Origin of the sequence: Streptomyces sp. NPDC087844 (assembly GCF_044742785.1) — a bacterium.
Lineage (GTDB): Bacteria > Actinomycetota > Actinomycetes > Streptomycetales > Streptomycetaceae > Streptomyces.
In genome coordinates, this window is sequence record NZ_JBIUVD010000005.1 from 278854 (window position 1) to 299883 (window position 21030).

Annotated in this window: 19 protein-coding genes; 6 read left to right on the plus strand and 13 right to left on the minus strand. The window is 70.0% G+C overall.

Annotated elements, in window-relative coordinates:
- Window positions 1-30: 30 nt before the first annotated feature.
- From ACIOKD_RS13185 to ACIOKD_RS13200, 4 genes are read right to left on the minus strand one after another with little or no spacing between them, the layout of a single operon-like run.
- The gene (locus ACIOKD_RS13185; protein ID WP_402082241.1) at window positions 31-1446 is read right to left on the minus strand and encodes a carboxylesterase/lipase family protein; all 1416 of its coding nucleotides are present in this window, start codon (window positions 1444-1446) and stop codon (window positions 31-33) included.
- Complete coding sequence (locus ACIOKD_RS13190; protein ID WP_402082244.1) at window positions 1443-2690, minus strand: amidohydrolase family protein; 1248 nt, start codon at window positions 2688-2690, stop codon at window positions 1443-1445. Before ACIOKD_RS13190 ends, ACIOKD_RS13185 begins: the two co-directional genes overlap by 4 nt.
- Complete coding sequence (locus ACIOKD_RS13195; protein ID WP_402082247.1) at window positions 2687-3535, minus strand: fumarylacetoacetate hydrolase family protein; 849 nt, start codon at window positions 3533-3535, stop codon at window positions 2687-2689. Before ACIOKD_RS13195 ends, ACIOKD_RS13190 begins: the two co-directional genes overlap by 4 nt.
- A gap of 4 nt (window positions 3536-3539) precedes the next feature.
- Complete coding sequence (locus ACIOKD_RS13200) at window positions 3540-4415, minus strand: fumarylacetoacetate hydrolase family protein (protein ID WP_402082249.1); 876 nt, start codon at window positions 4413-4415, stop codon at window positions 3540-3542.
- 108 nt (window positions 4416-4523) lie between these two features.
- On the opposite strand from ACIOKD_RS13200, the gene ACIOKD_RS13205 reads away from it, so the two are divergent.
- A complete protein-coding gene (locus tag ACIOKD_RS13205; protein ID WP_402082252.1) occupies window positions 4524-5306 on the plus strand; it encodes an SDR family NAD(P)-dependent oxidoreductase in 783 nt (260 codons plus the stop codon).
- Window positions 5307-5377: 71 nt separating this feature from the next.
- Window positions 5378-6157 carry an SDR family NAD(P)-dependent oxidoreductase gene (locus ACIOKD_RS13210; protein ID WP_402082255.1) on the plus strand — a complete coding sequence of 260 codons (780 nt, stop codon included), beginning with the start codon at window positions 5378-5380 and terminating at the stop codon, window positions 6155-6157.
- Window positions 6158-6258: 101 nt separating this feature from the next.
- On the opposite strand, the gene ACIOKD_RS13215 is transcribed toward ACIOKD_RS13210, so the two are convergent.
- From ACIOKD_RS13215 to ACIOKD_RS13225, 3 genes are all read right to left on the minus strand, one after another.
- Entirely contained in the window at window positions 6259-7593 is a 1335-nt protein-coding gene (locus ACIOKD_RS13215) for an NAD-dependent succinate-semialdehyde dehydrogenase (RefSeq protein ID WP_402082258.1), read from the minus strand.
- An 83-nt stretch (window positions 7594-7676) separates the two neighbouring features.
- Window positions 7677-8768 carry an alcohol dehydrogenase catalytic domain-containing protein gene (locus ACIOKD_RS13220; RefSeq protein WP_402082261.1) on the minus strand — a complete coding sequence of 364 codons (1092 nt, stop codon included), beginning with the start codon at window positions 8766-8768 and terminating at the stop codon, window positions 7677-7679.
- Window positions 8769-8821: 53 nt separating this feature from the next.
- Window positions 8822-10318: an APC family permease gene (locus ACIOKD_RS13225; RefSeq protein WP_402082263.1), complete on the minus strand. Its 1497-nt coding sequence runs from the start codon at window positions 10316-10318 to the stop codon at window positions 8822-8824.
- A 212-nt stretch (window positions 10319-10530) separates the two neighbouring features.
- Between ACIOKD_RS13225 and ACIOKD_RS13230 the strand changes: the two genes are divergently transcribed.
- On the plus strand, window positions 10531-11181 hold the full coding sequence (locus tag ACIOKD_RS13230) for a TetR/AcrR family transcriptional regulator (RefSeq protein WP_402082266.1): 651 nt from the start codon (window positions 10531-10533) through the stop codon (window positions 11179-11181).
- A 111-nt stretch (window positions 11182-11292) separates the two neighbouring features.
- On the opposite strand, the gene ACIOKD_RS13235 is transcribed toward ACIOKD_RS13230, so the two are convergent.
- A complete protein-coding gene (locus ACIOKD_RS13235; protein WP_402082269.1) occupies window positions 11293-11742 on the minus strand; it encodes a DoxX family protein in 450 nt (149 codons plus the stop codon).
- Window positions 11743-12098: 356 nt separating this feature from the next.
- Between ACIOKD_RS13235 and ACIOKD_RS13240 the strand changes: the two genes are divergently transcribed.
- Window positions 12099-12275: a hypothetical protein gene (locus ACIOKD_RS13240; RefSeq protein ID WP_384796837.1), complete on the plus strand. Its 177-nt coding sequence runs from the start codon at window positions 12099-12101 to the stop codon at window positions 12273-12275.
- A 305-nt stretch (window positions 12276-12580) separates the two neighbouring features.
- Complete coding sequence (locus ACIOKD_RS13245; protein WP_402082271.1) at window positions 12581-12928, plus strand: VOC family protein; 348 nt, start codon at window positions 12581-12583, stop codon at window positions 12926-12928.
- Between the two features lie 404 nt (window positions 12929-13332).
- On the opposite strand, the gene ACIOKD_RS13250 is transcribed toward ACIOKD_RS13245, so the two are convergent.
- The 5 genes from ACIOKD_RS13250 to ACIOKD_RS13270 all read right to left on the minus strand — a co-directional run bounded on the left by ACIOKD_RS13250 (window position 13333) and on the right by ACIOKD_RS13270 (window position 19530).
- Window positions 13333-14790 (minus strand): glucoamylase family protein, encoded by a 1458-nt coding sequence (locus ACIOKD_RS13250; RefSeq protein WP_402082273.1) that lies wholly within the window; start codon window positions 14788-14790, stop codon window positions 13333-13335.
- A gap of 229 nt (window positions 14791-15019) precedes the next feature.
- Window positions 15020-16222 carry a glycoside hydrolase family 1 protein gene (locus ACIOKD_RS13255; RefSeq protein ID WP_402082278.1) on the minus strand — a complete coding sequence of 401 codons (1203 nt, stop codon included), beginning with the start codon at window positions 16220-16222 and terminating at the stop codon, window positions 15020-15022.
- Window positions 16223-16385: 163 nt separating this feature from the next.
- A complete protein-coding gene (locus ACIOKD_RS13260; RefSeq protein ID WP_402082281.1) occupies window positions 16386-17273 on the minus strand; it encodes a carbohydrate ABC transporter permease in 888 nt (295 codons plus the stop codon).
- A complete protein-coding gene (locus tag ACIOKD_RS13265) occupies window positions 17270-18250 on the minus strand; it encodes a carbohydrate ABC transporter permease (protein WP_402082283.1) in 981 nt (326 codons plus the stop codon). Before ACIOKD_RS13265 ends, ACIOKD_RS13260 begins: the two co-directional genes overlap by 4 nt.
- Before the next feature lie 35 nt (window positions 18251-18285).
- Entirely contained in the window at window positions 18286-19530 is a 1245-nt protein-coding gene (locus tag ACIOKD_RS13270) for a sugar ABC transporter substrate-binding protein (protein ID WP_402082286.1), read from the minus strand.
- Between the two features lie 420 nt (window positions 19531-19950).
- Between ACIOKD_RS13270 and ACIOKD_RS13275 the strand changes: the two genes are divergently transcribed.
- Window positions 19951-20928: an acetylxylan esterase gene (locus tag ACIOKD_RS13275; protein ID WP_402082288.1), complete on the plus strand. Its 978-nt coding sequence runs from the start codon at window positions 19951-19953 to the stop codon at window positions 20926-20928.
- Window positions 20929-21030: the final 102 nt, after the last annotated feature.

The window sequence follows — 21030 nt, forward strand, 5'->3', positions numbered from 1 at the left end:
TTCCCTTCTGTTGACTCCAGGTCTGCCCGCTCACACGGGTGCGGCGGGCCGGCTCAGGACGTCCTGGCGCACGGTGTCGCCGAAGAACATGGCGGGTGAGGTGTCGGGTCCGGTGAACCGGGGCCAGGGCGGCAGGTCCGAGCTGCCCCCATCACCCGGACAACCCGGATCACTCGTGGCGACGAAGCGCGCCCAGGTGTCGGCCATCAGCGCGGCAAGTCGCCGGTCCGTCTCCTGCCAGGGCCAGTCGGGCCGCCGGCCCAGGTTGTCGGACACGTACGGGAGTTCGGCGGTGTGGTAGACGCCCGGGTCAGGAGGGCCGGTCCTGTCGGGCGCGCCGGTCAGGCCGGGTGGCAGCGGGGGCCGCCGGTCGAACCGGTACATCCAGGTCGGCGTACCCGTGGCGGCGTGGGATCCCGCCCACTGCCACACGGGGCGAACGAACCGGGCGTCGCCCACGGCCACGGCGTCGGAGTCCCGGTCCGCGGCGGCGTAGACCGTGCCCTCGTCGCGGTTGGTGCCCACCAGCAGCGGGACCCGGTGCTGGCGGCCCGTGGCGAAGACGTCGTCGGTCGGTTCGGTGAGGATTCTGCCGTCGACGACGGGCCCGAAGTGGCCGCGCACGATGAGTTCGACTCCGCAGACGTGGCGCAGTGCGTCGATGTCCCGGCCACCGAACTCGTCCGCGTAGGCCAGTCCCCGTTTCTGTGCCTCGTCCTGACCGGGCAGCGGACCCTCCGCCCGGCCCACGCCGGAGGCGCTCTGGCCGAGGGCCGCCCGGAAGTGGGGACGGGCGGCCGGTGCGGCCATCAGGTGGCAGATATGGGCCGCGCCCGCGGAGTTGCCCGCGAGGGTGACCCGGTCGGGGTCGCCGCCGAAGGCCGCGATGTGGGTGTGGACCCAGGTGAGGGCGGCGGCGATGTCGAGGAGTCCGTAGTTGCCGGAGGCGTCGAGCTCGTCCTCGGCGGCCAGGCCCGGGTGGGCGAGGAAACCCAGGGCACCGAGGCGGTGGTTGAGGGTGACGACCACCAGGCCACGGGCGGCCAGGGCGCGGCCGTCGTGGATGTCCTGGGAGCCGTGTCCGTAGCGGTTGCCGCCGCCGTGGATCCACACCATGACGGGCAGGCCCGTGCCCGGTGCGGGATCGGGTGTCCACACATTGAGGTAGAGGCAGTCCTCGCTCATCACCAGCGTGCGCCGGTCGGCGAAGTTGGTGCGGTACATGACCGAGTCGCTCGGCGGCTGTGGCTGCGGGGGCGCCGGACCGAACTCGACGGCCCTGCGCTCGCCGTCCCAGGCGGCGGCGGGCCGCGGTGGCCGCCAGCGCAGATCGCCGACGGGAGGTTCGGCGAAGGGGATGCCGCGGAACACGGCGACCGGGCCGTCCCACTCCCCCACCAGCCGCCCGGCGCCGGTGCGTGCCCCGGGTGCGCCGGCGCCGTTCACGCCGGCGCCTTGTACAGCGAGCCGTTCTTCATGATCGCTACGAGTCGGTCGCGGTCCTGGAGGATGCTGATGTCGTCCAGCGGATCGCCGTCGACCAGGACGAGATCGGCGAGGAACCCCTCCCGGATCAGGCCCAGTTCGTCCCCCATGCCCATCACCTGGCCGCCGTACCCGGTGGCGGCGCGCAGTGCCTCGGCCGGGGTGAAGCCGAACCAGTCGACGAAGAGCTGCAGGTCGCGGGCGTTGCGGCCGACCGGGTTCCAGGCGAAGCCGTAGTCGCCGCCCGGGACGACGCGGATCCCGCGCCGGACGAGTTCGGGGACGACCTCCCGGACCGCCTTCTGGGTGGCCTCCACCTCCATGCCGGGCTCGGGCTCGCTGTCGGCCTCGTGCAGGTTGGCGTGGATGATGCCGGGGGTCGGTGCCACGAAGAGCCGGTCGCGCGCGGCCTCCAGCAGGTCGAGGGCTTCCTCGTCGGCGAAGGTGCAGTGGTAGACGGCACGGATGCCGTGGCGTACGGCCATTTTGATCGACTCGGCCGCGTGGGCGTGGGCGGTCAGCCAGACGCCGCGCTCACGGGCCACTGCCGCTGCCGCCGCGACCTCCTCCTCGGTGAACTGCACGATCCGTGAGGTGCCCTGCACCACCGCGCTCTCGCCCGACAGCGACAGCTTGACGATGTCGACGTCCAGGTCCGCCATCTCCCCGACGAAACGGCTCACCGACTCGGGGTCGGACGCCCGGCCGTCGATGCCCGGGAAGTCGTACACCCCGGGTTCGACCATCCCAGCGGTGCCTTCCCATGAGGCCGCCTTGAAGCGTGGTCCCGGCATCCACCCCTCGTCGAACGCCTTGCGGGCGGCCGTCTCGGTACGCGGCAGGCGGTTGCCGCCGGAGTACGCGCTGGTGAAGCCCTGGTCCAGCAGGACGCGGCCCGCGTGGGCCACCAGCAGGGCCTTCTCCTCGACGGGCTCGTCGCGGCGGCGGGAGCGGTGCTCGACGGTGGACCCGAAGCCCAGGTGGGTGTGGGAGTCGACCAGGCCGGGGATCAGGGTGCCGCCTCCGCCGTCCACGATCCGGGCGCCCGCCAGGCCCGTGGCCGGGATCCGGGAGGCTACGGCGGTGATGCGCTCGCCCTCGACAAGGACCTCGGCGGGGAAGGGGTCGCGCCCCGTCCCGTCGAAGACCCGCACTCCGGTGAAGACAGTCCTGCCGCTGGTCCTGTCGCTGGTCCTGTCGCTCATCGTGCGCTCCTGAAGGTGTGCCGCATCTCGCCCAGGTCTCCGATCCTGCTGACGAGGGTGTCATCGGACCCTATGAAACGCTGGGGCGTACGCCGGTTGCCGACTCCCGCGGGCGTCCCGGTGAAGATCAGGTCGCCGGGGCGCAGCGGGCAGATCGCGCTGAGGTGGGCGACCAGCCGTGGCACCGGGAAGATCATGTTCGAGGTGCGGTCGTGCTGGACGGTCTCCCCGTTCAGTTCACAGGTCAGTTCCAGGTCGTCGCGGTCGGCCGGTTCGTCGACACCGACCAGAGCGGGTCCCACCGGGCCGAAGCCGGGGAAGGACTTGCCGAGGGAGAACTGGGCCGGGCGGCCCGCGAGTTGGACGATCCGCTCGGACAGGTCCTGTCCCACGGTGAGCGCGACGACCGGGTCCCAGCCGTCCTCCTCCGGCACCCGGTAGGCGTCACGGCCGATGACCGCGACCATCTCCAGTTCCCAGTCGACATGGCCGGGCGGCAGGTCGATGGTGCCGTAGGGGCCGGTGAGGCAACTGGGGAACTTGGTGAAGACCAGCGGCTCGGCCGGCTCCTCGTAGCCCGCTTCCGACGTGTGCGGGCGGTAGTTGAGGGCGACGGCGAAGATCTGGCGCGGCTCGGGGACGGGTGCGCGCAGGTCGGACTCCTCGTACGGGACGGCCGTCGCCGGGTCGACACCGGCGGACCAGTGCAGCAGGGCGTCCCACTGGTCGAAGACGGCCCTCGGGTCGGTGTCGAAGCCGCCGGCGGACACGTCCACGGCGCGGTCACCGCCGCGGCCGTCGCTGAGCGACAGGGCCAGACGGCCCGCGAGATTGACGATGCGCATGCCCTCACACCACCCACTGCTCTGCGGGCGGCTCGGGTGTGCCGTGTGCGTCCTGCCAGGAGACGACACGGTTGCGCAGCACGCCCAGGCGCTCGATCTCCGCCTCGACGACGTCGCCGGGCTTCAGGTAGTTGGCGAAGGGGTCCTCGGTGCTCGCCGCGACTCCGGCGATGGTGCCGGTGGTGATGATGTCGCCCGCGCTGTAGGTCTGCGGGGAGTGGTAGGCGACCAGTTGGGGAATCGACACCGACATACGGGAGGTGTTCGACTTCTGCCGTACGTCTCCGTTGACGCGCAGCTCCATGTCGAGGTCGTGCGGGTCGTCGATCTCGTCCGCGGTCACGATGTAGGGGCCGATCGGGCAGAAGGTGTCGATGGCCTTGGAGAAGGAGAAGACACCTGACTCCATCTCCTTGCGCTGGATGTCGCGCGCGGTGATGTCGTTGAAGACCAGGTAGCCGCCGATGTGCTCGACGGCCTGCTCGGCGGTGAAGAACTTGCCGGGTTTGCCGATGACCACAGCGAGTTCGAGCTCGTAGTCCATCTCCCGGGTCAGATTGGCCGGGTACACGATCGGCTCGTCGTGGCCGATGATCGCGTCCACGTTCTGGAAGAACACGATGCCCTTGTTGACCGGGTGCGACCAGTCGACCCGTACCAGGTCCTCGTGGTGCTCGCGGAAGTTGCCGGCCGTGTGGAAGAACTTCCTGGGCACGATCGGCGCGCGCAGCCGGACGTCGGCGAGTGGACGCGTCCGCCCGGTCTCGGCGACCTGACCGTCGCGCTCGAAGAACACCCGGGTCGACGGAACGTCGAGCTCGATCACCGTGTCGCCGTCCAGGCGGCCCACGAGCCCGTCGTCGAACGTCACCAGTTTCATCTGACCTCCTCGTAACTGTCGACACTCACCCTCCATGATTCCGGTATTCACGTCAACAGTGGCGTCAAGTGTGGACACATTGAATGAAGGTCGATTACGGTCCGGAGCATGAAGACGACGTGGAACTTCACCGGAACACGCGCGCTCGTGGCCGGTGCGGGCGGGATCGGCTCGGCTGTGATCGAGGCCCTGGCGGACGCGGGCGCGGATGTGATCGTCCTGGACCGGGACGCCGGACAACTGGCCGAGGTCACGCGCACGGGCGGTACCAGCGGTACGGACGCTTCACGCGGCGCCGGCGGCACCGTGCGCGGTCTGAGTGTGGACCTCACCTCCGCGGACGCCTGCCATGACGCGGTCACGGACGCCGTCGGATTCCTGGGCGGCCTGGACGTGTTCGTGCACGCCGTCGGCACCAACGACCGCCGTCCCGTCCTGAAGACGCCCGACGAGGTCTGGGAGCGCATCGTCGCCATCAACCTCAGCAGCGGCTTCTGGCTGGGCCGGGCCGTGGGCAACGTCATGGTGCCCGGCGGCTACGGCCGCATCGTCTACCTCTCCTCCGTGTCCGGACTGCTCGCCCACCGCGACCACGCGCCGTACGCGGCGACCAAGGGCGGCATCAATCAGCTCATGCGGGTCATGGCCCGGGAATGGGCGCCCCACGGCGTCACCGTCAACGCGGTCGCCCCCGGCTACACCGAGACCGACCTCACCCGCGCCTACCTCGACAAGCCGGGCATGCGTGCCTCGATGGAGGCGCTGGTGCCCGCCGGACGGCTCGGACGGCCCGGGGATCTGGTCGGTCCCACCCTGTTCCTCTCCTCCGCCGAGGCCGCTTTCATCACCGGACAGGTGCTGTACGCGGACGGCGGCCGGACCCTCGTCTGACGCACAGGTCCACCCGCCCGCGACACCCCATCCGTGCGACACCCCATTCGTCCGACACCCAAGGAGCCGTCATGACCAACTCCCAGCGCTTCACCGACAAGACCGTGCTCGTCACCGGCGCCGGTACCGGATTCGGTGCCGAGATCGCCGTCCGGGCCGCCCAGGAGGGCGCCGATGTCGCGATCCACTACCGCAGCTCGCGTGCGGGCGCGGCGGCCACCGCCGAGCGGGTGACCGCACTGGGCCGCAAGGCCGTGATCGTCCAGGCGGACATAGCCGAGCACGAGCAGATCCGGCGCATGGCGGACGAGGTGTGGGAGGCGTTCGGCCGGCTCGACGTGGCGGTCAACAACGTCGGCGACGTGGCCCGTGAGCAGATGTCCTGGCGGGACCTCACCGAGGAGTCCGTCGACCATGTCCTCGCGGTCGACATCAAGGGCACCCTGCTGTGCACGCACGAGTTCGGCGCGCGGATGCTGGAGCAGGAGGGGGGCGGCTCGATCGTCAACATCGGATCGACGGTGGTGGCGCGGGGCAGCGCACGGGCACCTCAGTACGCCGCCGCGAAGTACGGGATCATCGGCCTGACGAAGTCGTACGCGCACGCCTTCGCCCCTGCCGTCCGGGTCAACGTCTTCGCGCCCGGGTTCATCGAGACGACCGCGACGCTGGGCCGGGAGGACTGGAAGAACGGGCGCGGGGAGCAGCTGCGCAAGGCGACTCCGATGGGACGCATTCCGGGGCCGGAGGAGCTGGCGGGAGCCGCGCTGTTCCTGGCCACGGAGGACGCGCACCACATCACCGGCGGCTTCCTGATCGCCGACGGCGGCTACAACATGATCGGCGCGTGACAGGAGGGCGGCCCTTCTTCGCCGGACACCGCCACCCTCCTGCCACGGTTCACCACTGCCGGTGCACGGCTCGCGGTGCACGACTCACGGCTCACGATTCATTACGCCACCGTGCGGATCAGCTTCTTGTTGACGAACTCCTCGATGCCGGGACGGCCCAGCTCGCGTCCGAAGCCCGAGCGCTTGATGCCGCCGAAGGGCAGTTCGGCACCCTCTGCGCCGACCCCGTTGACGAAGACCATGCCGGCCTCGATCCGGTCGGCGACCCGCTCCGCCTGGGCCGGGTCGATGGTGAAGACGTAGGAGCCGAGGCCGTACGGCGTGTCGTTGGCGATACGGACGGCGTCGTCCTCGTCGGTGGCGGCGAAGACCATGGCGACCGGGCCGAACAGTTCCTGCCGGGCGGCGGTGTCTGCGGTGGTGAGTCCGGTGAGGACACCGGCCGGGAAGTGGGCCCCGTCGCGCCGGCCGGTGCTGTGCAGGGTCGCGCCCTCCGCGACGGCCGCGTCGACCTGACGGGCGAGGTTCTCGGCGGCGGCCACGGACGACAGGGGCGCGCCCGTCTCCCCCGCGAGGAGCCGGGCGCTGAACTTCTCGACGAACTGCTCGTACAGCCCCTCGACGACCACGAAGCGCTTGGCCGCGTTGCAGGCCTGGCCGGTGTTGTCGAGCCGGGCGGCCACGGCGGAGTCGACGACCGCGTCGAGGTCGTCGGTGGACAGGACGACGAACGGGTCGGAGCCGCCGAGTTCGAGGACGACCTTCTTCAGGTGGCGGCCGGCGATCTCGGCGACGGCCGAGCCCGCCCGCTCCGAACCCGTGAGCGAGACACCCTGGACGCGCGGGTCGGCGATCACGTCGGCGATCTGCTCGTTGGTCGCGTAGACGTTGACGTAGGCCCCGGCCGGGAAGCCCGCCTCGGCGAACAGCCTCTCCAGCAGGGCGGCGGTGGCGGGGCACTGCGGGGCGTGCTTGAGGACCACGGTGTTGCCGATCGCCAGGTTCGGGGCGGCGAAGCGGGCGACCTGATAGGCGGGGAAGTTCCACGGCATGATGCCGAGCAGGACACCCACCGGGCTGCGTCGGACGACGGCACTGCCCGGCCCGGAGGTCACGTCGAGTGGTTCGTCGGCGAGGAACTCCTCGGCGTGGTCCGCGTAGTAGTGGTAGATCTCCGTGCAGAAGCCGACCTCGCCCGCCGCCTCGGCGAGGGGCTTGCCCATCTCACGGACGATGCTCGCGGCCAGTTCGTCCTGGTGCTCGGCGTGCAGGTCACCGAGCCTTCGCAGCAGAGCCGCCCGCTCACCGACCGAACTGGAGCGGCCCCACGCGGCAGCGGTGTGGGCGGTGTCCACAGCCTCCGCGACCTGGGAGTCGGTGGCGGTCGGGTAGGTCTCGACGACCTCTGCGGTGGCCGGGTCGGTGACGGCGTACATGCGATCTCCAGGTGCTGCGTGGTGAGGGTCGGGCGGGGTACCGGGCTGCGGCCGGCCCGCGGGATACGGGCCGGGACTCACCGTCATGGTTCGAGGATCGTCCGCACTCCGGTGTTCGACCGGAGGTCGTCGAAGGCGAGCGGTGCCTCCTTCAGCGGGCGGACCTTCCCGACCAGGTCGTCCAGCGGCAGGCGCCCGGCGAGGTACAGGCGGGCCAGCTTCGGGATGTCGAGCTCGCCGACGCTGGAACCATAGTTGCACCCGAGGATGCGTTTGCCCTGGTCGGCGAGGTCGAAGAGGTCGAACGAGCCGGTGGCGCCGGTGGCCGCCATACCGACGAGGACAGCCGCGCCGCCGGAGGTGAGCATGGCGGGGAGCGTCTCCACGACCTTCGGGCTGCCGATCGCCTCGAAGGCGTAGTCCACACCGCCGAGCTCGTCCTGACACCAGGCGGCCACGTCGTCGCGCGCCCCGTCGAGAGTGTGGGTGGCGCCGAACCTCCGTGCCGCTTCGAGGCGTTCGGGCGAGAGGTCGACGGCGATGATGGGATCGGCGCCGACCAGCGCCAGGCCCATCACCACGGAGAGACCGACTCCGCCGGTGCCGATGACGACCGCGGACTCGCCGGGCCGTACTCCGGCGGTGTTCACGACCGCGCCGATCCCGGTCGTGATGGAGCAGCCGAGCAACGCCCCGACAGCGAAGGGCAGTTCGTCGGGCACCTGCACCGCGGCCGTCTCCGGGACGACAAGCCGGCCGGTGAAGGCGCCGAGGCCCAGGTAGGGCCAGACCGCCTCGCCGTCGGCGTCGGTGAACGGGGTCGTGCCGTCGGGGAGGGTGTTGGCGACGGCCTTGGTGCCTGTGCACAGCCAGCCCTGACCGGCCACACACTTGCGGCAGCGGCGGCACGGCGCGAACCAGGACAGCACCACGTGGTCGCCGGGCCGCACGGAGGTGACACCGGCGCCGACCCCGGTGACCACACCCGCCGCCTCGTGCCCGAGGACGAGCGGGCGGTCGGTGGCCCAGTCGCCGGACACGATGTGCAGGTCCGAATGGCACACACCGGCGGCACGGACCTCGATCTCGACCTCACCTGGACCGGCGGGGCGCAGGGTGACCTCGCGCGTACCGAGGCCCGCCACCGGGTCGAAGACGATGGCTGACGAGGACATGGCCGGGGAGGATTCGGCCGGGGAGGACATGACTGGGGAGGAATTCGACGGCATCAGGACGCCTTCACTTCTTCTGCGGTCGGGCCGTCCGTGGCCGGACGCGGGGCGAGCTTGGTGTGGGGCTTGGCGACGACGACGTACACGAGGCCGATGACGAACAGCGCGGAGAAGACCAGGACCACGGCCCAGACCTGCGTCCAGCTGCCGTCGACAGGGGCGAGTTCGCTGCGCGGCCAGGCGATGTTGACCGCTTCGAACAGCAGCCACAGCACGGCGAGTACGTTGACGACGAGCCCGGTGCGACCGAGCCGCAGCTGACCGGCGGCAGGGTTCCAGCGTCCGCTGAGCCGGGCCACGAGGGCCACGACCGCGACCGCCAGGAAGACGAAGTAGAACCCGCCGGAGCCGAACGCGATCAGGGTGGCCGCCGCGTTGCCGTTCAGCCCCAGCAGCAGTCCGAGCCCGGCGAGGACGGCGGTCGCGATGAGGGAGACGTACGGGATCTGCCGGGAGCCGACCGTCGCGAGCGTCTGGGAGAAGGGCAGCTGGCGGTCACGGGCGAAGGCGTAGACGGCGCGGCCGATGTAGGTCTGGATGGAGATCGCGCACGCGAAGAACGCGATCAGGACGACGACGATGAACGGCTTCTCGCTCCAGCCGCCGAGCCCCTGGGTCACCGCCTCGAAGACGGGGTCGACGATCGCCCCGGAGACGGCGTCCTCGGGCCGCCGCAGCGCGAGCGTCACGGCGAGACCGGTCAGCAGCACGGTGAACGCGACGAAGAGGTAGGCGCGCAGCAGGGCGCGCGGCACGCTGCTGCGGGGCTGTTCGGTCTCCTCGGCCACCTGTGTGGTCGCGTCGAAGCCGAGGAACGCCCAGCCGGCGACCGCGAGGCAGGTCAGCAGTCCGGCCGTCACGGATCCGCCCGAGACGTCCTGCGCGCCCAGGGTCTCGAAGAGGATCCCGAAGCCGTTGTGTCGCACGAAGAGCAGGAGGATCAGACTCACCGCGATGGACGCGACGCCCTCGGCGATGATGCCGGCGTTCAGGAAGTGCTTCACGGGGTTGACCCCGAGCAGGTTGATCCCGAGTGCGACGGCCACGAAGACCACGCCGAGGAGTACGTGCAGGGCGGGCGAGGGGACGCCGTCACCGGCCAGCATGTACAGCCAGGTCGCTCCCAGGTAGGCCACCGTCGTCAGCGAGGCGACGGCCGAGGCGAGGTAGATCCAGCCCACCAGCCAGCCCAGGCGTGGACCGCCGAGTCTGCGCACCCACTGGTACACGCCTCCCGTGATCGGGAACTGGGAGGACAGCTCGGCGTAGACCACGGCGACCAGCAGCTGGCCGAGGAAGGCCACCACGACCGCCCAGATCCAGGTGGGACCCGCGAAGACGAAGCCCAGCTGGACGACGGCGTAGATGCCGACCACGGGCGAGATCGTCGCGAACCCGATCGCGAAGACGGCCCACGCGGACAGGGTCCGTCTCAGCTCCTGCTGATAGCCGTACTCGGCGAGTTCACCGGCATCGGTGCGGGTGTCGTCCACGTTCGTCTCCTGACGGTTCTTGACGGTTCTTGACGGTTCCTGGCGCTTCCAGACGGTGATGCGCGCGCGGACGGCCGTCCGGCCGTCCCGGTCCGTCGTGGCGTGACACCGAGGGGTGGTTACAGGACCGCGGCCGACGGTATTCGGACAGCAACGCTTATTGGGCGCATGACCAATTGCTTATTGGTCGCATACTCAATAACATTCGCGGCATGACGTCAAGAGGTCCGAGCAAGCGGGTCCGCAAGGCTCCCGCCGAGCGCCGCCACGAGATCGTCGCCGTCGCCGCACAGGTCGGCCTCGTCGAAGGGCTGGAGTGCGTCACCCTGCGCAGGGTCGCCGACGAACTCGGTGTCCGGCCCGGACTCGTCGGCCACTACTTCCCGGCGGCCGACACTCTGGTGGCCGAGGCCTTCACGGCCGCCACCATGGCCGACCTGGACACACTGCTGCCCGAGCGGCCGGACGGCCCCGGTGACGACACTCCGCGGGCGGCCCTGCGGCGTTTCTTCACGCTGATGTCCAGCACCGAGTTCGACAACGTGAGCAGGCTCTGGCTCAACGCACGGCATCTCTCGCGCTACCGTCCCGGACTGCGCGACCACGTCGTGGCCCAGGAACTGCTCTGGTGCAGGCGCATAGAGAAGACGATCACCGGCGGTACGGAGTCAGGGGACTTCGTCTGCGCCGACCCGTGGGCGGCGGCCGTACGCATCCTGGTGGCGATCGACGGGGCCAGCGCCTACATCAACACCAGCGCCGACCAGCGCGGAGTCCCGATCGCCCACTTGGCCAGGACGGTGGCGGAGGCTGAACTGGGGCTCGGGGCGGGGGCGTTGGAGCCGCCGCGCGAGCCGTCCTGAGTCGCGGCAGCACCGGTGCGGTGCTGCCGCGAGTTCTACACCGGCCTCCCGAAAGCCGTCCTGAGGCTGCTGCGAAGGCTGTTGCGAAGGCCGCCTCGAAGGATCAGTCGGTCATCGGGACCGTTCGGCCACCGGGCCGGTGACGGGAAGCGCGGCCCGCTCGCGTCCCACCAGGCGTTCCAGCGCGAAGGCGCCCGGGCCGAAGAACACGACGAGCAGGAACCCCCAGCAGAAGAGCACCGGGGCCAGCCCGCCGTTCTGCAGCGGGAAGAGGCCGTCCTGCTGGTGCTCCGTGAAGTAGGCGAACGCCATGATTCCCGAGCTGAGGAACGCCGCGCCACGGGTGACGACCCCGAGGAGGACAAGGGCGCCGCACACCAGCTCGATCACCCCCGCGTACCAGAAGGGCCAGTCACCCGTCGGACCGGCCTTGCGGTCCAGCACCCCGAAGACCGTGGCAGCGCCCTCGGTGGTGAACAACAGGCCAAGGACCATACGGAACAGGCCCAGTGCGAAGGGCTGGCGCGACGTCAGCCAGTCATCGAGGCGCGAAGTGGTCATCAGAACTCCCCAGAGGCCAGTACGTGATCGGCGGAATGAGGGGGAAATGGACCACGGAGTCCGGGTCGCACCCCTCAGTCGACCGTACGTGCGCGGGGCGCCCCGGGTTCAAACAGCTGCCGAGGTCGTGGGCCCCTGACCGGCTCCCGCCCGCGTGCCGGCCCTCATGACGGGGTCCGTGCGGCGGGTGCGGCCGGTGTGACGCGAAGTGCTTCGAGCGAGGGACGGTCCGACCCTGCCGACGGACGACGGCCGCCGTCTCTGACCGGCTCTGTTTCCCGCACTCCTGGCTCAGCTGTCCCAATTGCCGCGGTGACCCGGATAGCCTGGGGGTTTCGCCATCGAAAGGAGCCGCCATGCCGGAGGAACCGACACCGGGAGGCCCGTTGGGCACAGCGATGCGCAAGGTCACGTTCCCGGACGGGTCGCGCGGGATCATCCTGGTGAAGGCGGGCACCTCGCAGGAGGAAGCGGATCTGCAGGCGGCACAGGTGTGGGCCGAGCGGTCGGAGCGGGGCCAGGCCAACAGCTAGGACCTGGCCGGAGGGCGAGTTCCTCATGAGCGGCGGGACGCAGGGCACTGCGCGGGCTCGGAAGTCTCCCGGGTACGAGCCCGGTGCCGACAGGCCTTGAGTCCTCGCGGTCTGGGGCGCGGGTGGCGAGACCCTCGGCCCTGACGGCGCGCGCGCCTCACCGCGGTCCGTGGTCCGGTGCGGCGAGAGTGCGTGCCGGGCGTCGTGACGGGGCGAGCGTGTTGCGAAAGGGTGTGCGGCGGTGGACGTGGCGTAGTACTCCTGGGGATACATGGAGACACGTTTGTTCTCACTTGGAGTCGTCGATGACCGTTCGCCGTGTCGTGCCCAACATCCAGTCGGAGGCGGCGCAGGAGAGCCGGGAGTTCTATGGCCTGCTGGGCTTCGAGGAAGTGATGAACCACGGCTGGATCATGACGCTCGCCTCCCCGTCCATCCCGACAGCGCAGATCAGCGTCATGACCAGTGACAAGACCGCACCTGTCACCCCCGACATGAGCGTCGAGGTGGACGACGTGGACGCGGCTTACGCGGTCATGCGGAAGAGCGGTGCGGAGATCGTGCACCCCTTGCAGGATGAGGAGTGGGGCGTGCGGCGGTTCTTCGTCCGCGATCCCAGTGGACAGGTGGTCAATGTGCTGGGCCACCGCTGACGGCCTCTCCCCCGCTGGGGTGGCGGACAGCCGGCTCGTCGTATCTCGTCGCCACGGCTCGGTGCCTTTTCAGGCGGTCGGTCCCGCACTCCACCGCGTGGCGCTCGCGGTAGCCGATCAGGGCGAACTTCGGCGGGCACCCTCCACGAGAGCCCAGCTCCTAGCGGTTGCGGATCTGCTCCTCCTTCTCCGGGATCGTGCGGAGGATCCCGCGTCTGCGCAGGTAGGCGCGGTTCTTCCAGGAGCCGTACGCCTAATAGGCACTGCGGGTCGGCCATTGGACCTGCCCTGGCGGCGTGCTGATGGGCCCGGCACACCGTCGGGTCGACTCCCACATCCCAGGCGAGTTCCAGCCGGGCCCACGGTTCGTCCGTCAGGTCCTCACGTGCCGCAGCGCGTGATCATTACATGACCGGAATCGACTTTCGCGACAGCCCTTGGATCGAGAACCGCTCCTTGCGCAGCAGCGGACGCACTCGGGAGGTGAAGCCCGCCGTGCGGAACGGCGTCTGGAGCAGGCCGGGACGCAGATGCTGGGCGATGGCCGCGGTGATCATGCCCTGGTCCAGGGCCAGTACGTAGTCGCTCACACGGCCGGTCGTCACATCCACCGAGTCGCGGAAACCGTAGCGGTCGTCATAGGCGCCGAAGGCACGGTCCAGGGAGCGGAGGTTGGAGAGAGCCTCGGTCGGGGCCTGGGGCAGGGCGAGGAAGGAGGCGTGCGGGGTGACGACGCCCAGGGAGTTGTAGCCGTCCTCCTGCATACCGATGGCGTCGACGCCGTACTCACGGTAGCCACCGGCGGGTACGGAGGCCGGGGAGAAGCCCCAGTAGCCCAAGTCCTGCTCGATCAGGCCGTGTTCGATGTGACTGCGGACGTACCGCCGGTGGGTGGTGCCCCAGGAACGCGGGGACCACTCGGACTCGGGCACGAACAGCGGGACCATCAGCGCCTCGAACATGGAACCGCCCCAGGTCGGGACGAGGTCGCGGCCGCGGTAGGTGTAGTGGCCCTCCCACACGCGTACGCCGTCGATCTCGACGTACGCGCCCCGCGGTTCCTGTTCCTGGCCCATTCCCGGGAGCATGGTGCGGAGCAGGTGCCAGTAGTGCTCGGTGGGCAGTGAGCCGTCGGCGATACCGAGGTAACTGGCCATACGGGGTTCGGTGTTGAGGGCGCCGTAGTGATGTCCCGTGGGTTCGCCCTTGCCGGGCTTGTCCGGCCAGAAGCCGCCCCGCAGCTGCCCGGGACCTGCGACGGGGTCGGCCGGGTCGTAGGGCGTGTAGTAGTACGACCAGTCGGCGTCGGCGAGGAGGGCGGCGACGCGGGGGCGCAGTTCGGGGGCGGCGTCCGCGGCGATCCGCAGACCGGTCACCAGCCACGCGTTGTCGACGCTGGACAGGAACGGCCGTACCGGGTCGCCGGTCTCGGGCCAGGCCGTCAGCAGTGAACCGTCGTGCGCGTCGTACCAGTTGAACCAGAAGCCGTGGGCGCGTTCCAACCGTTCCACGGCGGCGATCGTGCGGGCCAGCCGGCGGTGCATGGTGGCCGCGGAGATGACTCCGAGTCCGGCGGCGGCGACGGTGGACCACAGACCGCAGCCGATGTTGGTCGGCGAGGTCTGCGCGGACGGCACCGGCGTACCGCCGCCGACGACGTCGATCTTGTCGGCGGCCAGGCCGAGTTCGGTCGTCATGGCCTCCATCGAGCGGTGGGTCGCGACGAACCAGTCACGCAGCAGGCGGCGTTCCGCGTCGGTTCGCCCGGCCTGGGCGGCAGTGGCCGTCCCCGTGAGGGACGTGACACAGGTGGCGGCGGCTGTGGTGGTCGCTGCGGCGGTCAGGAAGCTACGACGGTTCATGCGGCTCTGGCTCCTCTGCGGTGAGCAGGCAGGCGGAAGGATACGTGTCCGTGGTGCGAAGTGCGGTGGTGCGGTGGTGCGGTGGTGCGGTGGTGCGGTGGTGCGGTGGTGCGGGAGTGAGGTGGTGCGGGAGTGAGGCGATGGAGGGGGCAGGGCGATGGATCGGGGGTGGGGTGGGAGCCGGCCGGTGTCAGGTGCCGGCCGGCTCCCGGTCCGGGGAGGGGCGCGGTCAGACCGTGGCGCGCGGCAGGACGCGGTCGCGGCCGAGGCTGCCGAGCCACACGGCGGACGGCTTCGCCGTGCGCTCGAAGGTGTGCGGGTCCACGGCGATGAGCCCGAAGGTCGGCTTGAACGAGCCCCATTCGTAGTTGTCGAGGGCGCTCCACGCAAGGTAGCCCCGCACGTTCAGGCCGTCCTCGATCGCGGCGGCGACCTCACCGAGGGCGCCGGTGTAGTAGTCGACGCGACGGCTGTCGTCCGAGGCGGCGATGCCGTTCTCGGTGACGATCAGCGGGGTGCCGTCGCCGATGACCTCGGCGGTGTGGCGCAGGGCGTGCCCGACGGCGGCCGGGTAATACTCCCACTGTGTGAGGGTGCGTTCGACGTCGTCGGGCGCCGGTACGGGACCGGTCTCGGCGATCTTGGTACGGGTGTAGGACTGCACGCCGATCCAGTCGTCGCCGCGGGCGGCCTCGATGAAGACGTCCTCGCGGGGGTGGCGGTAGTCGGCGGTGACCTGCTCGGCGCCCGGCAGGGCCTGGTAGACCTGGTTGGCGATGGTCCAGCCGACCTGGATGTCGGGGTGACCGGCGCGAAGGACCTTGACGGCCGCGTGGTGGGCGGCGATGACCGCGCGGGTGGTCTCCTCGTCGGGGGTGGGCAGACCGGCGGGCGGAAAGCCCTGGTTCCCGGTCTTCGCGAGGCCGGCCATGACGGCGATCATGTTCGGCTCGTTGATGGTGCACACGTGCCTCACGCCGTCGGCGATGACGGGCGCGCACTCCTCGACGTAACGGGCGAAGAGCTCGACCGCGCCGTCGGCGGTCCAGCCGCCGAAGTCCTCGAACCACTGCGGGACGGTGAAGTGGTGCAGGGTGACCATCGGGCGCAGACCGCGCGCGAGGGCGCCCTCGACCATCCGGCGGTAGTGGGCGATCTCGGCGCGCGAGAAGGTGCCGCGGACCGGTTCGATGCGGGCCCACTCGATGCTGAACCGGTAGTCGGTGAAGCTCAGTTCGGCGAGCAGGTCCATGTCCTGCTCCCAGCGGTGGTAGCTGTCGCAGGCGTCCAGGCTGGGCTCGGCGATCCCGGCCGCGGGGTCGTGCTCCTTGCGCCACCAGTCGCTGTTGACGTTGTTGCCCTCGATCTGGTGGGCGGCGGTGGAGGCGCCCCACAGGAAGCCGTCGGGGAAGCGGGTGGTGGAGTGCGTCATCGTCGGTTTCTGTCTTTCTGGTGTGGGGGTGGGAGGCGGGGTGGTGACATGGCGATCCGGCCCGGGGGCCGGCGAAAGGGCCGATCGACCGGCGGGTGCGGGGAGGCCGGGAGGAGCGGGTGCGCGGAGGCCGCGGGATGAGGCGCCCGGTGAGCCCGGTGGGCTACTTCAGGCCCGCTGTGGCGATGCCCTGCGTGAAGTGCCGTTGCAGGACGGCGAAGACGGCCAGGACCGGCAGTACGACGAGGAGCGAGCCGGCCATCAGCATGCCGTTGCCGCCGCCGACCGTGCGGTTGGGATCGTTGGCGAAGGTCGCGAGCGCCACCGGCAGCGTGTACTTGCCCGGGTCGTTGGTGGCGATCAGGGGCCAGATGAAGTTGTTCCAGGAACCGAGGAAGGTGAAGATCGTCAGCGTCGCGAGGGCGGGCTTGACCAGCGGGATCACGATCCGCCAGAAGATGTACCACTCCCCCGCGCCGTCGAGCCGGGCCGCCTCAAGGAGCTCGTCGGGCACGGACAGCATGAACTGCCGCATCAGGAACACCCCGAACGCGCCCGCCGCGAAGGGCAGTACCAGTCCGGCGTACGTGTCGATGAGGCCGAGGCCGTTCATCAGGACGTACAACGGCAGGATCATGAGGTTGCCGGGGACCATCAGGGCGGCCAGCACGACCGCGAAGACCTTGGAACGCCCGGTGAAGTCGAGCTTGGCCAGGGCGTAGCCGAGCATGGAGCAGAACAGCAGGTTGCTGACAGTCACCAGAACGGCCACGACCAGCGAGTTCAGGAAGTACTGCGGCATGTCGAGCTGGTCGAGCAGCGACGTGAAGTTGTCCAGCGTCCAGCGGGAGGGGATCCACACGGGCGGGTTCGCCGTGAGGTCCTGCTTCGTCTTGAACGCGGACAGTGCCATCCACAGGAACGGGGCGGCCATCAGCAGCAGCGCGACCGAGGCGATCATGTACAGCAGCGGGGTGCGCGCCCGGCCGGTACGGCGGCGGGCCGGGCGGACCGGGGCCTTGGGGGTCTTCTCGGCGGTCTCGGCGGTCATCGGGTGTTGTCCTTCAGCAGTCGGAGCTGGAGCACCGTGATGCCCATGATCACGACGAACAGGACGTACGCCATGGCGCTGGCGTAGCCCATGTGGAAGAAGTTGAAGCCCTCGCGGTACATGTCGAGCGACACGGTGAGCGTGGAGTCGGAGGGGCCGCCCTGGGTCATCACGAAGGGTTCCTCGAAGACGTTGAGGTAGCCGATGGTGGTGATGACCGTGGCGTACAGCAGGGTGGGCCGCAGCAGCGGGACGGTGATGCCGCGCAGTTCCTGCCAGGCTCCGGCGCCGTCTAGGCGGGCCGCCTCGCGCACGTCGGCGGGAATCGCCTGGAGACCGGCGATGCACAGCACCATGACGGTGCCCAGGTTGCGCCACACCGCCATGGTGATCAGGGACGGCATCGCCCAGGTCTCCGAGCCGAGGAAGTCCGGGGCGGTCAGGCCGACTTCGGAGGCGAGGGAGGCGATCAGCCCGTCGGACGGGTCGAGCACGAAGCGCCAGACGACGGCCACGGCGACGATGGTCGTGACGACCGGTGCGTAGAAGCCGACGCGGAACAGGGTGCGGGCCCGGTCGATGCCGTTGTTCAGCAGGATCGCCGCGAGCAGTCCGAGGACGATGGTCGCGGGTACGCCGACGACCACGAAGTAGCCGGTGTTGAACAGGGCCTTGAGGAACTTGTCGTCCTGGAACAGCTGGGTGTAGTTGTCCAGTCCGACGAACTCCGCCTCCAGCGGGCGGGTGACGTTCCGTGCGCCGAAGTCGGTGAAGCTCATCAGGAGCGTGGCGACGATCGGGAAGAGCATGAAGACGCCGAACAGCACCAGGAACGGTGTGGAGAACAGCCATCCGGTGAGGTTGTGCTTGCTGAGCGAGCGGTTGCCGCGGCGGTCACGACCTGTCCTGCCGCCGCCGTGCGGGCTCTTGTCGACGGCCGCCGCCTGCGGGGCGGCCGGTCCTGTGGTGAGGGACATGAGGGGGACTTTCTGCTACGGCCTCCTGCTGCCTACTACTGCACGAGGCCTTCGATCTCGGACTGGGCCTTGTCCAGCGCTTCCTTCGCGGAGGACTTGCCCTGGGTGACCGACTCGATGGCGGTGTCCACCTTGGAGGTGATCTCGGTCAGCTTGGGCTGGGAGGGGGTGGCGCGGGCGGTGTCCATCTGCTGCCGCCAGACCTGCATGGTCGGATCGGTGGCGAGGTCACCGGTCGTCCACGCCTCGGTGTTGGCGGGCAGGTCGCTGGTCCGCTCGAACCAGTCCGTCTGGCCCTTGGCGCCGGTGAGGTAGGCGACGAGTTCCTTGGCGGCGGCCTTGTGGTCGCTGTCCGCGGAGACGGCCAGGCTGGAACCGCCGGCCATGGACACGGACGCCGCGTCGGCGGGTACGGGAGCGACGGCCCACTTGTCCTTCAGGTCGGGGTAGTTCTCGTCGATGAGGTTCGTGAGCCAGGGGCCGCCGAAGAACATGGGCACGGCGCCCGTGTTGAAGTCCTTGGTGACGTCGTAGCCGGGGCGTACGGACTTCTCGCTCAGGCCCTTGTCGAAGTAGCTGCCGTAGTTCTCCAGCGCCTTGACGGCCGCGGCGGAGTTCACGGCGGCCTTGCCGTCCTCGTCGATGATGGCGCCGCCGGCGGAGTACAGGAACTGGTAGAAGCTCTGGACGGTGTCGAGGCCGCCCGGCTGGATGGACAGGCCCCACTTGGTGCCGGCCTTCCCCTGGTACGCCTCGGCGGCGCTCTGCAGCTCGGCCATGGTGGCCGGGGCCTTGTCGATGCCCGCCTTCTTGGCGAGGTCGGTGCGGTAGAAGAGCACGCGCGTGTCGACGTACCACGGGGCGCCGTAGGTCTTGCCGTCGTAGGAGCCCTGCTGCCAGGCGGCGGGAAAGTAGTCGGTTTCGTGGATGGTCTTGGTGTCGACCGGCTCCAGGACTCCCATGTCGGCGAACTCGCCGAGGTAGCTTCCGCCCATCTGCACCACGTCGGGGAGCTTCCCGGCGGCAGCGGCGGCGACCAGCTTCTGGTGGGCCACGTCCCAGCCGATCGGGGTGACCTTGACCGTGAGGTTGGAGTGGGACTTCTCGTACTCCTCGGCCACGTCGCCGAGCTTCTCCCCCTCCGTGCCCATCGCCCATACGGTCAGGGTCTGCTTGGCGTCTGCTGCCACGTCCGCGCCACCCGAGCCGCCACAGGCGGTGAGGGTGAGCGCAGACGCCAGGGTGAGTGCGATCGACCCGGTTGCGACGGCGCGGTTCATGGGCGGCTCCTCCTTGAGCTTCACGGCTGAAATTCACGACTGGGTTCACGATGTATGCGCTGTCTGTAAGCGCATACATCACTCTGTGGCAGCGATTCCTGACCTGGCAAGAGGGGTCTTGGTCACACTCCCGTAACGAGCGGGACATCCGGCGGGCGGTTCGCGGTGCTCGACCGGCCCGGGACGCGGGGACAGTCTGTGCGGGAGCAACGCAAAACGGATCATTGCATGGGTGGGCGCTCCGCTTGGGGTGGGGATGGGGGGTGGGGGGTTGGGGGGTTGGGGGTTGGGGGTTGGGTGCGCCGTTCCCCGCGCCCCTTCAGGGGCCGGGGTGGTGTCGGGTGTGAGGGCTGGGGGTGCCGTTGCCCGCGGTCCTTGGGGGCCGGAGTGTTGGGGTGTTGGGGTGGTTACAGTCGTCGTGTGACTTCTCTTCTCCACTCCTTCGGGTTCGATCCGGCCTACGGGTACGGGCTTGAGGATCTGTTGGCTGTGGGGGCGCCGGGCGGGCCGTCGGACTTTGACGGCTTCTGGTGGGGGCGCCGGGACGCGGCGGCGCGGGTGGATCCGCGTCCGCTGCTCGGCGATGTCGTGGAGGAGCGCGACGGCTTCCGCGTACACGAGGTCTTCTACGACGCGCTCGGCGGCAGGTGTGCCGCTTTGCTGGCGCTACCGTGCGACGGGCCCGTACGTCACGGTTTCGTCATCGGGCACGGCTACGGCGGACGCCAGGAAGTCGGCGCCGACCTACCGCTTCCGCTGCCTCGGTCCGCGGCGATCCTGCCGATCGCGCCCGGACTTCCCGCTCTCGGTCTGCGGCCGGGTGTCCCCTCGGACCCGGACCGGCACGTGCTGCACGGCATCGGCTCGCGGGACACCTACCTCATCGGCGACTGCGTCGCGGCGGTGTGGGGCGCCGCCTCGGCCCTGCTGGAACTGGTTCCCTCGTCCACGCCGGACGGCCGGCGACTGGGGTACCTCGGTGAGAGCTTCGGCGGCGGGATCGGTGCGCTGGCGCTGCCCTGGGACGACCGGTTCGCCGCGGCCACGCTGACCGTGCCGACCTTCGGGAACCACCCACTGCGGTGCACCCTGCCCTGCACCGGCAGCGGCGAGTCCGTGCGCACTCACGTCCGCCGACATCCGCAGGCCCTTGATGTGCTCGCCTACTTCGACGCGGCGACCGCGGCAGCACACCTGCGCATCCCGGTGCTGTCCGCCTGTGCCCTGTTCGACCCCGTGGTGCCGCCGCCGGGCCAGTTCGCCGTGCACAACGCGCTCGCCGGACCACGCCGACTGGAAGTTCTGGACGCCGGGCACTTCCCCTACCCGGGCGAGCCGGAGCAGCGACGACATCTGGGGCAGGTCACGTCGGAGTTCTTCGGATCGTGGTTGAGGTGAGGTCGTGGAGGAGGTGAGGTCGGTAGGTCGGGTATCACGTGACCGGTCAACCGGAAACGGCTGGCACGCCGCCGGCTCGTGCACGCTTCTCCTCATCACCAC

What these genes read in the sequence shown, in the direction of transcription:
- ACIOKD_RS13190 (WP_402082244.1), bottom strand. Translation starts at nt 2,690, where the DNA reads ATGAGCGACAGGACCAGCGACAGGACCAGCGGCAGGACTGTCTTCACC.
- ACIOKD_RS13195 (WP_402082247.1), bottom strand. Translation starts at nt 3,535, where the DNA reads ATGCGCATCGTCAATCTCGCGGGCCGTCTGGCCCTGTCGCTCAGCGAC.
- ACIOKD_RS13200 (WP_402082249.1), bottom strand. Translation starts at nt 4,415, where the DNA reads ATGAAACTGGTGACGTTCGACGACGGGCTCGTGGGCCGCCTGGACGGC.
- ACIOKD_RS13205 (WP_402082252.1), top strand. Translation starts at nt 4,524, where the DNA reads ATGAAGACGACGTGGAACTTCACCGGAACACGCGCGCTCGTGGCCGGT.
- ACIOKD_RS13210 (WP_402082255.1), top strand. Translation starts at nt 5,378, where the DNA reads ATGACCAACTCCCAGCGCTTCACCGACAAGACCGTGCTCGTCACCGGC.
- ACIOKD_RS13215 (WP_402082258.1), bottom strand. Translation starts at nt 7,593, where the DNA reads ATGTACGCCGTCACCGACCCGGCCACCGCAGAGGTCGTCGAGACCTAC.
- ACIOKD_RS13220 (WP_402082261.1), bottom strand. Translation starts at nt 8,768, where the DNA reads ATGTCCTCGTCAGCCATCGTCTTCGACCCGGTGGCGGGCCTCGGTACG.
- ACIOKD_RS13230 (WP_402082266.1), top strand. Translation starts at nt 10,531, where the DNA reads ATGACGTCAAGAGGTCCGAGCAAGCGGGTCCGCAAGGCTCCCGCCGAG.
- ACIOKD_RS13235 (WP_402082269.1), bottom strand. Translation starts at nt 11,742, where the DNA reads ATGACCACTTCGCGCCTCGATGACTGGCTGACGTCGCGCCAGCCCTTC.
- ACIOKD_RS13240 (WP_384796837.1), top strand. Translation starts at nt 12,099, where the DNA reads ATGCCGGAGGAACCGACACCGGGAGGCCCGTTGGGCACAGCGATGCGC.
- ACIOKD_RS13245 (WP_402082271.1), top strand. Translation starts at nt 12,581, where the DNA reads ATGACCGTTCGCCGTGTCGTGCCCAACATCCAGTCGGAGGCGGCGCAG.
- ACIOKD_RS13250 (WP_402082273.1), bottom strand. Translation starts at nt 14,790, where the DNA reads ATGAACCGTCGTAGCTTCCTGACCGCCGCAGCGACCACCACAGCCGCC.
- ACIOKD_RS13255 (WP_402082278.1), bottom strand. Translation starts at nt 16,222, where the DNA reads ATGACGCACTCCACCACCCGCTTCCCCGACGGCTTCCTGTGGGGCGCC.
- ACIOKD_RS13260 (WP_402082281.1), bottom strand. Translation starts at nt 17,273, where the DNA reads ATGACCGCCGAGACCGCCGAGAAGACCCCCAAGGCCCCGGTCCGCCCG.
- ACIOKD_RS13265 (WP_402082283.1), bottom strand. Translation starts at nt 18,250, where the DNA reads ATGTCCCTCACCACAGGACCGGCCGCCCCGCAGGCGGCGGCCGTCGAC.
- ACIOKD_RS13270 (WP_402082286.1), bottom strand. Translation starts at nt 19,530, where the DNA reads ATGAACCGCGCCGTCGCAACCGGGTCGATCGCACTCACCCTGGCGTCT.